Source organism: Bifidobacterium sp. ESL0690, from assembly GCF_029392315.1.
In the GTDB taxonomy this organism is placed as follows: domain Bacteria; phylum Actinomycetota; class Actinomycetes; order Actinomycetales; family Bifidobacteriaceae; genus Bifidobacterium.
The window spans coordinates 158,472-169,939 of record NZ_CP113939.1 but is presented as its reverse complement, the minus strand read 5'-3'; the positions used below and the strand labels follow the sequence as shown (position 1 = coordinate 169,939).

Genomic DNA, 11,468 nt, shown 5'->3' with positions numbered 1-11,468 from the left:
CCGGGAAGGCCCTCAGCGAAGGGCATCGAATCGCACCGTCACAAGGACGGGGTGGCGATCCGGGAGCCCAAAAGCATGCCCACACGACCTCGTATGTAAAGTTGTAATCTTCTGATCTTTTCCACACCAGCAGGACCACACCAGGGAACATCCCCGGCAGGCCCGACACCGGATGCCGAACAGCATCCTGAATTCTCCGTAGAAAGGAGGTGATCCAGCCGCACCTTCCGGTACGGCTACCTTGTTACGACTTAGTCCCAATCACGAGCCTCACCTTAGACGGCTCCGCCCACAAAGGTTCGGACACCGGCTTCGGGTGCTGCCCACTTTCATGACTTGACGGGCGGTGTGTACAAGGCCCGGGAACGCATTCACCGCGGCGTTGCTGATCCGCGATTACTAGCGACTCCGCCTTCATGGAGTCGGGTTGCAGACTCCAATCCGAACTGAGACCGGTTTTAAGGGATCCGCTCCATGTCGCCATGTCGCATCCCGTTGTACCGGCCATTGTAGCATGCGTGAAGCCCTGGACGTAAGGGGCATGATGATCTGACGTCATCCCCACCTTCCTCCGAGTTGACCCCGGCGGTCCCTTGTGAGTTCCCACCATAACGTGCTGGCAACACAAGGCGAGGGTTGCGCTCGTTGCGGGACTTAACCCAACATCTCACGACACGAGCTGACGACGACCATGCACCACCTGTGAACCGGCCCCGAAGGGAAGCCCCATCTCTGAGGCGATCCGGAACATGTCAAGCCCAGGTAAGGTTCTTCGCGTTGCATCGAATTAATCCGCATGCTCCGCCGCTTGTGCGGGCCCCCGTCAATCAATTTCTTTGAGTTTTAGCCTTGCGGCCGTACTCCCCAGGCGGGATGCTTAACGCGTTAGCTCCGACGCGGAACCCGTGGAATGGGCCCCACATCCAGCATCCACCGTTTACGGCGTGGACTACCAGGGTATCTAATCCTGTTCGCTCCCCACGCTTTCGCTCCTCAGCGTCAGTAACAGCCCAGAGACCTGCCTTCGCCATTGGTGTTCTTCCCGATATCTACACATTCCACCGTTACACCGGGAATTCCAGTCTCCCCTACTGCACTCAAGCCCGCCCGTATCCGGCGCAGACCCATCGTTAAGCGATGGGCTTTCACACCAGACGCGACGAACCGCCTACGAGCTCTTTACGCCCAATAAATCCGGATAACGCTTGCGCCCTACGTATTACCGCGGCTGCTGGCACGTAGTTAGCCGGCGCTTATTCGAAGGGTACACTCACTCTCGCTTGCTCCCCAACAAAAGCGGTTTACAACCCGAAGGCCTTCATCCGCACGCGGCGTCGCTGCATCAGGGTTCCCCCCCCATTGTGCAATATTCCCCACTGCTGCCTCCCGTAGGAGTCTGGGCCGTATCTCAGTCCCAATGAGGCCGGTCGCCCTCTCAGGCCGGCTACCCGTCAAAGCCTTGGTGGGCCGTTGCCCCGCCAACAAGCTGATAGGACGCGACCCCATCCCATGTCGGTAACCCTTTCCCGCGATCACATGCGATCACGCGGAACACCCGGCATTACCACCCGTTTCCAGGAGCTATTCCGGAACATGGGGCAGGTTGGTCACGCATTACTCTCCCGTTCGCCACTCTCACCACGGTGCAAGCACCATGGATCCCGTTCGACTTGCATGTGTTAAGCACGCCGCCAGCGTTCATCCTGAGCCAGAATCGAACCCTCCACAAAAAACATGAAAGGCCGAACAAATCGGCTCCATACAAAATAATTGACGGAACCATTCCATAAGGGGGAATGGTCCACACTAAAAACCCCGACACGAATTAAGCCCCCTAGGACACCCCGAAACGGGGCACGCGCCGGACTGGCAATCAAAAAAGCTTTACAATAAAAAGTAGTACAGACACACTCTTGAGTTCTCAAACCACCACCACACCAACAAACAACCTCAACTCTTTGGAGAGAAGCTGTCGTGCTGAGCAGCAAGAGATAAATATACGCGGAAATAGGACTTCGCGCAAGTTGAAGGGTGCAAAAATCTCAAGAACCGTTGCAATGATGCGGTTCTTTCGGCGTGTCACTACAGGTGTTTCTGCACCTTTACGCGTTATTCTAGCTCAGAAATACAAAGAATCAAATCAATGTAATTCATTTTCTTCGGCGTGTCACCGGTTCCATACCCAGAACTATCTAATAATGCCGTTTTGGTTGATGGCATTCCTGTTTGAATAATGAGATGGGACGACCCTGGGCCCTTGCGACCGTGCTTCAAATCCGGACTCGTTCCACATTGCTTATGATTACGGAATGTACCAAGCGGCAAATCGGCATAATCCATTTATCGAGACTCACGAAATAGGACTAGAATTCAAGAAGTTACAGAAAATAAGCGGCAAGACTGAAGAAACTAAGGTCTCTCGCGGCCTATTCACTCGCGAAATGTTGCTTTTGACTACAATAATATATATGACTAAAAAAATTGCGGTATTGACCGGTGCTGGTATTTCAACTTCGGCGGGGATCCCTGACTTCCGCGGACCGGACGGGGTGTGGACCAAGCATCCGGACCAAATGAGCGTTTATGACATCGATGCGTTTATGAGCGACAAGAAGGCACGCGAATATTCGTGGGCCTGGCAGAAGGCGTCACCGGTGTGGAACGCACAGCCGGGCGAAGCGCACAAGGCGCTCGTCAAGCTGGAGAAGGCGGGGCTGCTGACGCTGCTGGCCACACAGAACTTCGACGCGCTGCACGAGAAGGCTGGTAATTCCAGCGATTTAATCGTCAATCTGCACGGCACTATTGGCACCTCGCACTGCATGAAGTGCCATGCCGAATACAAGACGGCCGACATCATGAACAATCTTGACAACGAACCAGATCCGCATTGCCACCGCAAGCTGCCGTATAGCGGGAACATGCCTTGCAATGGGCTTATCAAAACCGACGTGGTCTACTTCGGCGAGATGCTGCCGGAGGGCGCCATGGAAAAGTCGATGGCACGGGTGGCCAAGGCCGACGAGTTCTGGGTGATTGGCTCGACGCTGGAAGTCTTCCCCGCCGCATCGCTTGCGCCGACCGCCGTACAGGCTGGGGTGCCGATGACCATTATGAACATGGGACGCACGCAGTATGACAACATTGCCACGCGGCTCATCCACGACGATATCGCCAAAGCGTTGCCCGAATTGGTGGATGAGACCATCGCCGAAGCCGAAAAATAGCGAATCAACCTATTAATTAAGAAGTCCGCGCAGTTTCAGTTTGAAATGAAAGTACGCGGACTTTTATACCTTTTATATTTTTTCTTATATCTCTAAATTTCTAATTCTTTATTTAGTAAATGCGCTTGGGGTCGAAGCCGGCGGACTTTAGGGCCTTCAGGACCTGGGCGATGTGGTCGGGGCCGTTGGTTTCCACGGTGACGCCCAGCGAGACCGAGTTCGTGTAGTGGCCGGAGGCCTTGAACTGGTCGTGGTTGAGCTCGATGACGTTGGCGCGGGCGTCGGCGAGGACCTGCGCGACTTTGACCAGCTGGCCTGGGGTATCGGGCAGCTCGACCTCGAAGTTCATGATGCGACCGCGGGCGATCATGCCCTTTTGGATGACCGCACCGATGGTGACCGTGTCGATGTTGCCGCCGGAGATAATCGGGACGATGACGTGCTTGCCTTTGGCCGCAGAGAAAACCCGCGAGCGCAGGCTCAGATGCTCAAGCGCGGCGAGCGAAACAGCGCCGGCGGCCTCAACCACCAACTTGTGCTTTTCCATCATCAAAAGGATCATCTCGTTGATGTCTCGTTCGGAGACGGTGACCAGATCATCGAGGTATTCGTTCAGGATTGCGAACGTGAGATCACCGGGATGGCCGACCGCAACGCCTTCAGCGGAGGTGACCACTTTGTCGGCAGGAACGACCGTACCGGCAGCGAACGAATTCTTGAAAGCGGGCGAACCCTCCGGAATCGCGCCGATGACACGAACTTCAGGCTTGAAGGTCTTGATGGCGAGCGCCACGCCGGAACCCAGTCCGCCGCCGCCCAGCGGGACCACAACATCGGTGACGTTCGGGACGTCTTCAAGAATTTCCATGCCGATGGTGCCTTGGCCGCATAGCACTTCGTAATCGTCAAACGGAGGGACGTAGACCATGCCGTCGCGCTCGGAAAGCTCAGAAGCGTATTCGGCGGCATCGTCGAAGAGATTGCCATGCAGAACCACGTTGGCGCCGTATGATTTGGTCGCGTCGACCTTGAGCGGCGGAGTGATTTCGGGCATCACGATGGTCGCTTTGGCGCCACGCTCGCGGGCCGCATAGGCGACACCTTGCGCATGGTTGCCGGCGGAAGCTGTGACGATGCCACGTGCCAGTTCCTCATCGGAGAGCGAGGCGATCTTGTTGTACGCACCGCGAATCTTGAAGGAACCCGTGACTTGAAGGTTCTCCGGCTTCAGAAGAATCTCATGGCCCGTGGCCTCGGAAAGGACCGGCGAAGGGATGATACGCGTGTGGCGCGCGGTGCCTTTGAGTCTCTCAGCGGCCTTCTTCAACTCGGCCGCGTGATCATGCTGCAATGCTTTGACAACGTCTGCTTGTTTCATACCGAAATTGTATGGCCACTTGAAGCGGCGACCGATGCGATGTCCCAGAATGCGAATGCGGATCCACAAGTTTTCGAACTAGATTGCAAACTCGGCATCGCGCATTATCTTCCAGTTTTCAACGACTCACGTATTTCCCCGCCTAATCAATATCATTAAGAACCACGCTGTCGCTTTCCTGATCTTGGGCGAGACAAGAAAATGCCTGTCACAATCTTATGTGACCGTGACAGGCATTTGCCCTAAAAATAATCTGAATTATTTAGATGCTTTCTTGGTCTTAGAAGCAGCCTTGGGTGTGGGCTTTGCAGAAGTCTTCGACTTGGAGGCTTTCTTGGCCTTGGACTTAGACTTCGGCTTGGCCTTTGGGGCAGGACCAGTGCCGGCGGCGACGGCCTCGGACTCGGCGACCAAGTAGCCCAACAAACGGCCAGTATCGGTCGGGGTGGCAATGCGCGAACGGGCGTTCGTGTCCCCGGCGCCAACCTTGATGGTCCACGCGGCGGAAGGCGCGGCGGACTTTTTTGCGGGCTTTGAGCCATTGGATTCAGCGCTTGAACCGTCAACCGTGGTGGTCGTCTCCATGGAATCGACCATCTTGACCACACCTGCGTTATCGACATCGTGCGTATCGGCCTTGTTCCGGGCGGAAGCGCAGCCGGAGACAGAAGCAAACATCGTTTCGTCGGTGGTATCGTCGCCCAACGCGAGCACGAAATCGTAGCGGCCGCTTTCGAGCAACGGTTTCACGGCCTCGCCCTTGCTGACGTTGGCCGGGCAGACCTCGATGACCTTGGCGTTGCGCATGACCATCAGGCCATACTGCGGGCAGACTTTCTGCAACTCGTCGACCAAGCGCTCACGCTGCTCCTGGGCAAGCTTCTGATCGCTCATACGATAGTGCCATGCCAGATCCGTGGACTTGTATTCAATGAACGACTGCGGGACGCGGGCGACGGACTTGTTCATAATGGTCTCGATGATCGGACGCCATTCGTCAGGGTCAGGAAGGCCGTCGGCACGCCGCCAGTAGCGCTTCGGAGCAATAGTCCTGCCATCCGCATTTTTGGCGGTTGTCCCTTCAATCGGTTTGGTATGCCAGGCACCATGTTCGGCAATAAGACCAATCGGCAAGCAACCGAACCACTCGTCCATCGTCTCGCGGGTACGGCCGGAAACCAGATACAAATCCACATCGGGAATGGAACCGACCTCACGCAGCAAATCAAGCAACCGATGCGTCGGCTTGGCACGGCCTGGCGTACGGACGATCTGAGTCAGGGTGCCGTCGTAATCGCACAGCACCAGCTTGCGCTTTGACTGGCCCCACTCATGGACCAAATGATCGCGCTGAACGCTTTGCAAGCGGCGATCGGCCATACGCGGGTCGCTGACCTGACGGAGCGTGCTCAAGAATTCGGCACTCCACAGGCCTGCGGTACGGTACTTCAGGCGGGCCTGCATAGCGGCGTTGCGGCGCTTGGCTTCGTCGGAACCGATTTCCAAGGCCGAATGCAAAGCCTCGCAGACCGCTTCGGTATCGTACGGATTGACGATGAACGCGTCCGTCAGCTCGCGGGCCGCGCCGCACTCGTCGGAAAGTACCAAGGCACCATCTCGACCGTCGCGTGAGGCAAGGTATTCCTTGGCGACCAGGTTCATGCCGTCTCGAAGCGGGGTGACCAGCGCGACATCGCCGGCGGTATAGATACCGCAAACCGGCTTGATGGGCAGGGAACGGGTGATGTAATGAATAGGAGTCCAGGAAAGCAACGAATATTTGCCGTTGATCTCGCCGACCAGCTGGTCGACCTGATCTTTAAGCTTGCGATACGTCTCAACATCCTCGCGCGTCGGTGTCGCCAAAAGGTAATACGTAACGTGGCCGACCCACTCCGGGTAACGGCTCAGCATCAAATCGAACGCGCGCAGACGCTCAGGAAGACCCTTCGTGTAATCGAGGCGATCGACGGAAACGACCACCTTGTTGTCTTCGGTGCCGCGCTTGGCCGCAGCAGACTGAGCCAGCTCGACCTCGGGCAGCTCATCGCTCGTGTGGGCGCTCCACCAGTTTTCTTCCTGGTCGCTGGCCTCGGCCGCGGCCTCGGATTCTGCGGTAAGGGAGGTACTGACTCGCCTCGTACGTTTGCCGCTGACGGCCTCGATACCATGACGCATGGCCTGCGCAAGACTGGAGTGGGCGTTGCGGCGGTAAAGGCCATAATCTATGCCAATGGGGAAGGCATCGACAGTGACGAAACGTTGCGAGGTGCCGGAACCGATAGGAATGCGGCCGTCCTTATCTACCTCGAGGCCCAAAAGGGCACGAACCGAGGCAAGGAAGTTCACGCAGAAATCTTCGGTGTGGAAGCCCAGCAAATCCGCGCCCATCAGGCCTTCGAGCAGCTCTTTGCCGTTGGGAAGCTGATGGAAAATCTCGGGGCTCGGGAACGGAATGTGAAGGAACCAGCCAATCTTGAGCTTCGGGAAGCGAGAACGCAGCATCGCCGGCAATAACATAAGATGATAATCCTGAATCCATACGGTGTCATCGGGATTGACAAACTCGATAATGGCGTCAGCGAACTTCTGGTTGACCTCTTGGTAGACCTTCCAAGTGGACGAATCGAACGTGGCCTCGTGCGCAAAATCGTGGAACAACGGCCAAAGCGTATCGTTGGCATAACCGGCGTAGTATCCGTCAATTTCCTTTTGTGTCAGAAAAATCGGGACGCAACGACGACTCTTGAATTCTTCGGTAACGCTCTTGATTTCGCTTTTCGGGCATGCGTCGGGATCGATACTGCTCCAGCCAACCCACAGGCAATCGTTGTGGGACTTGTGGTACGGGCCGATTGCCGTGGCAAGACCACCGATGCTTTGCTTCATCGCGTAAGTGCCGTCCGGCTTAGCGTGCAGTGAAACCGGAAGCCTATTGGATACGATAATCAAACGTGCCATAAATACTCCTTCGTCGCTGGAACCGTTGTATGCGAAACGCAAATCCGGGCTCGCCTTTACACAGGCATTTGTCTATATATGTATTCTAGCTCACAAAAGCCATGCGCGAGAGCCGTTTGTGTAAAGGCGGAACGGCAGGAATATTCAACTAGATATTTCATAAATAGATATCTAATTGAATAATTTCGGAATTTTTGACTTTGATCGGACTTATCCATTGCCCAATTGGCCGTTTCGGCATACGTAACAAAACGGAAAATTCGCCAAAGCCGACGGCGAATACAAGACACGGGTATGGGCTACGATATGCGAGATAACCCAGAGGAGGACACATGTGCGGAATAGTTGCTTTCTGCGATAAAAGCGTGCTCGATAAGGACTTGACAATCCAATCGATGATGAAGATGATTCAGCATCGCGGGCCGAACGTCAAAGGCAGCGGATACTACACGAACGATCAGGTGGCCATGGGCTTCCGACGCCTGAGCGTCATCGACCTCAAAGGCGGCAAGCAGCCGATCTTCAACGAGGACGAATCCATCCTCATCACCTTCAACGGCGAGATCTACAACTACAAGAGCCTGCGCAAGGAACTGCTCGCGGCCGGCCACACCTTCCGCACCGAAGCCGACACCGAAGTGCTGCTGCACGGCTACGAGGAGTGGGGCATGGAGGGCTTGCTTTCGCGGGTGCGCGGCATGTTCGCCTTCCTCATCTGGGACGACAACAAAAAGGCCATGTTCGGCGCCCGAGATTTCTTCGGCATCAAGCCACTTTACTATTACCACGAAGACGGCACCTTCATCATCGGCTCCGAGATCAAGTCGTTCCTGGTGCACCCGAACTTCAAGAAAGAACTCAACGAGAAGGCCGTCAAGCCGTTTTTGATGAACCAGTACAACGACCTCAAGGAGACGTTCTTCAAGGGCGTCTACCGCTTCCCGGCCGGCCATTGGTTCGAATTCAAGGACGACAAACTCGACATCCATGAGTATTGGGACGCGCACTACGACATCGATTACCAGCGCAGCGACGAAGAGACCATCGACAAGATCGACAAGACCATCGAGGAGTCCGTCGAGGCGCACCATATCGCCGATGTGCCGGTGGGCGCTTTCCTCTCCGAGGGCGTGGATTCCAGCTATGTGACCACTATTTTGAAGCCCGAAGAAGTGTTCAGCATCAACTTCGACGAAGGGCCGTTCGACGAGGCCAGTGTGGCCAAGCAGCTCGCGGAGCACGAGGGCCTGCACTTCAACCAGACCAGCGTGAAGGGCGACGAGGCGTTCCGCGACTTCGCCGAGATGCAATATCACTTGGACGAACCGGACGCGAATCCTTCCGTGATTCCGCTGTGGTATCTCTGCCGCCTGGCGCGCAAGAAGGTGACCGTGGTGCTTTCCGGCGAAGGCGCGGACGAACTGTTCGCCGGTTATATCAATTACGGCGTGCATACCAAGAACAAGACGATTCGTGCCATCGCGGCCGACATCCACAAGCTGCCTGACGGCATGCGGCGCGGCATCGCTGGCGCCATCAAGAAGATGCCGGACTTCCCGGGCAAGACCCAGCTCTACACCCAGGCCGCCAAGCCGCGCGACTATTACAACGGCCAGGCGTGGGTCTACGACATGGACCAGCCTTCGATTTTCACCTCCTCACAGGCCAACGACGTGTTGCAGCCGGAATATCGCAACAACCTGACCGTCAACGGCATCTATCAGGAGGACTTCGACAAGGTCGCCAACGCCGAGGAAGTCAAGCAGATGCAATATATCGATCTGCACCACTTCATGTTGAGCGACATCCTGCAGAAGGCCGACAAGATTTCGATGGCGCATTCGCTGGAGCTGCGCGTGCCGTACCTCGACCGCGAGGTGGCCGAGCTCGCCAACACCATCCCCTCCTCAAAGCTGCTGAACAGCCACGATTCCAAGGACATCTTCCGCAAGGCCGCCGCAAGGCACTTGCCGAAGGATTGGGCGAAGCGCCCCAAGCTCGGCTTCCCGGTGCCGATCAAAAGCTGGCTGCGCGAGGAGAAGTACTGTGCGCAGGTGCGGGCGCTGTTTTCGGAGGATTGGGTCGGGCAGTTCTTCGAGCAGAATCGGATTCTGACGCTGCTGCAGGATAATTTCGACGGCAAAGTCGACGCACGTCGCCAAATCTGGAACATCTTCACGTTCCTGACCTGGTACAAGCTCTTCTTCGTCGATTTCGACGGGACGCGCGAGCGCTACGAGCGCCTGCAGCCCGACGTTCAGGAATTCATGGACGAAGGCGTGCTGGTATAGCAGCCTATATAGCAACTGACATAGTCAGCATGAATGGCATAGCCGCTGCATAGTTCGCAGAGCGGTTTCAACGAAATTTCCCACATACTTAACGGGTGTGTGGGAAATTCTTATTTTCGAATTATCATTACGTCGTAATAGCGAGCATGTCATGAGGCAAGCACGCGAACATGGCGGATGGGATGGATATGAGCGGACAGGCGAAGGATACGCAGGCGGCTGAGACTGAGGCTGAGGCGGACGCGGAAGTCAAGGAGGAAACGCCCGTTACGCGCGGGCCGGTGCAGCAGATCGTCATCATGATTGCCGTCGGGCTGATCGCCGGCTTCTTCTCGGGACTGTTCGGCATCGGCGGCGGGTCCATCATCGTGCCTGCGCTGGTGTGGCTCGGCATGACCCAGCGTCACGCGGCGGCGACCTCGCTGGCGGCCATCATCCCGCTTTCGATTTCCGGTGTGGTCTCCTACGCGATGAGCGGGCACGTCGACTGGATCGCGGCACTGCTGATGGTGGTCGGCACGATTATCGGCTCGCAAATCGGCAGCTGGCTGCTTTCGCGGCTTTCCGAAGTGTTCCTGCGCTGGTTCTTCGTCGCGTTCCTGGCGTTCGTCGTGGTCAGCCAGCTGATTTTAACCCCTTCGCGCAATTCCAGCATCCATTTGACCGTCATCAAGGGCATCTTGCTGGTGCTGCTCGGTATTCTCATCGGCATGCTTTCGGCGCTTCTGGGCATCGGCGGCGGGGCCGTCACCGTGCCGGCGCTTTCGTTGCTGTTCGGGGCGAGCGACCTGATTGCGCGCGGCACCTCGCTTTTGGCCATGTTCCCCAGCGCCATCACCGGCACCATCGCGAACTGGAAGCGCGGGCTGGTACACCTCAAGAACGGCCTGATCATTGGCATCGCTGCGGCTTGCGGCACACCGCTCGGAGCTTGGGTCGCTGCGTTCGTCTCGGCGAAAGTGGGATCATACCTGCTTGCGGCCTACCTCTTCATCATTCTGCTGCGTTCCGCTTGGACGGCTTTGAAGATCACGCCCGGCATCGGACCGAAACTGCCAAACAAATAAACGTTGAGCGAGAACCAAAACCATTCAGTGGCCGTTTTCTAGCATGCACATCAAGAAAAGCAAGAAAACGGCCATTCAGCCACCCACAGTGACCCCTTTCTCGCATCGGCACGAGCAAAAGCAAGAAAAGGGTCATTTACACGCCTCTAATGAGCGGTTTTCGGCACAACGTTATGAAGATGCTAGGAAAGGTCATTTACAGCCGCTCGCTGAACGCTTACCCGCGAAAAACTTCGCCAACAAATCCGCGCACTCGGCCTCGCGCACACCACCGATAACCTCGGGACGAGCGCCGACGTGCGGGTCTCGCGGAATATCCCAGACCGAACCGCACGCACCCAGTTTGGCATCCCACGCACCGAACACGATACGGCCGACGTGGGCCTGCAATGCTGCTCCGGCGCACATCGGGCACGGCTCAAGCGTGACCACCAGCGTGCAATCGGCAAGATTCCAAGCGTTCCTTGCAGCCATATCCCGACTTCCGTCCGCAGGTGCAGAATCCGTGAAATCGCCGACATCAATAGTTTCAGCTGCAATTTCT

Annotated in this window: 5 protein-coding genes, 1 rRNA gene and 1 pseudogene; 3 read left to right on the top strand and 4 right to left on the bottom strand. The window is 56.5% G+C overall.

All coding sequences use genetic code 11. The features are described 5' to 3' along the window. Positions 1–202: 202 nt before the first annotated feature. Positions 203–1,730: ribosomal RNA gene (locus tag OZX62_RS00595) — 16S ribosomal RNA — on the bottom strand. A gap of 738 nt (positions 1,731–2,468) precedes the next feature. Here OZX62_RS00595 and OZX62_RS00590 point away from each other — a divergent pair. Then, positions 2,469–3,227 carry a Sir2 family NAD-dependent protein deacetylase gene (locus OZX62_RS00590; protein WP_277176128.1) on the top strand — a complete coding sequence of 253 codons (759 nt, stop codon included), beginning with the start codon at positions 2,469–2,471 and terminating at the stop codon, positions 3,225–3,227. Positions 3,228–3,339: 112 nt separating this feature from the next. Here the strand turns inward: OZX62_RS00590 and ilvA are convergent, their stop codons facing one another. Further along, positions 3,340–4,605: a threonine ammonia-lyase gene (gene ilvA, locus OZX62_RS00585; protein ID WP_277176127.1), complete on the bottom strand. Its 1,266-nt coding sequence runs from the start codon at positions 4,603–4,605 to the stop codon at positions 3,340–3,342. A gap of 258 nt (positions 4,606–4,863) precedes the next feature. Next, complete coding sequence (gene otsB / locus OZX62_RS00580) at positions 4,864–7,566, bottom strand: trehalose-phosphatase (protein WP_277176126.1); 2,703 nt, start codon at positions 7,564–7,566, stop codon at positions 4,864–4,866. A gap of 332 nt (positions 7,567–7,898) precedes the next feature. Between otsB and asnB the strand changes: the two genes are divergently transcribed. Further along, positions 7,899–9,857: an asparagine synthase (glutamine-hydrolyzing) gene (asnB, locus tag OZX62_RS00575; RefSeq protein WP_277176125.1), complete on the top strand. Its 1,959-nt coding sequence runs from the start codon at positions 7,899–7,901 to the stop codon at positions 9,855–9,857. A gap of 188 nt (positions 9,858–10,045) precedes the next feature. Beyond that, on the top strand, positions 10,046–10,924 hold the full coding sequence (locus tag OZX62_RS00570; RefSeq protein ID WP_277176124.1) for a sulfite exporter TauE/SafE family protein: 879 nt from the start codon (positions 10,046–10,048) through the stop codon (positions 10,922–10,924). 192 nt (positions 10,925–11,116) lie between these two features. Here OZX62_RS00570 and OZX62_RS09990 read toward each other — a convergent pair. Next, positions 11,117–11,380: pseudogene (locus OZX62_RS09990) on the bottom strand (nucleoside deaminase); the annotation flags it as partial. Between the last annotated feature and the right edge of the window lie 88 nt (positions 11,381–11,468).

Excerpts from the sequence above, each read along its gene's own strand:
- OZX62_RS00570 (WP_277176124.1), top strand. The coding sequence starts at position 10,046 with ATGAGCGGACAGGCGAAGGATACGCAGGCGGCTGAGACTGAGGCTGAG.
- ilvA (WP_277176127.1), bottom strand. The coding sequence starts at position 4,605 with ATGAAACAAGCAGACGTTGTCAAAGCATTGCAGCATGATCACGCGGCC.
- OZX62_RS00590 (WP_277176128.1), top strand. The coding sequence starts at position 2,469 with ATGACTAAAAAAATTGCGGTATTGACCGGTGCTGGTATTTCAACTTCG.
- asnB (WP_277176125.1), top strand. The coding sequence starts at position 7,899 with ATGTGCGGAATAGTTGCTTTCTGCGATAAAAGCGTGCTCGATAAGGAC.
- otsB (WP_277176126.1), bottom strand. The coding sequence starts at position 7,566 with ATGGCACGTTTGATTATCGTATCCAATAGGCTTCCGGTTTCACTGCAC.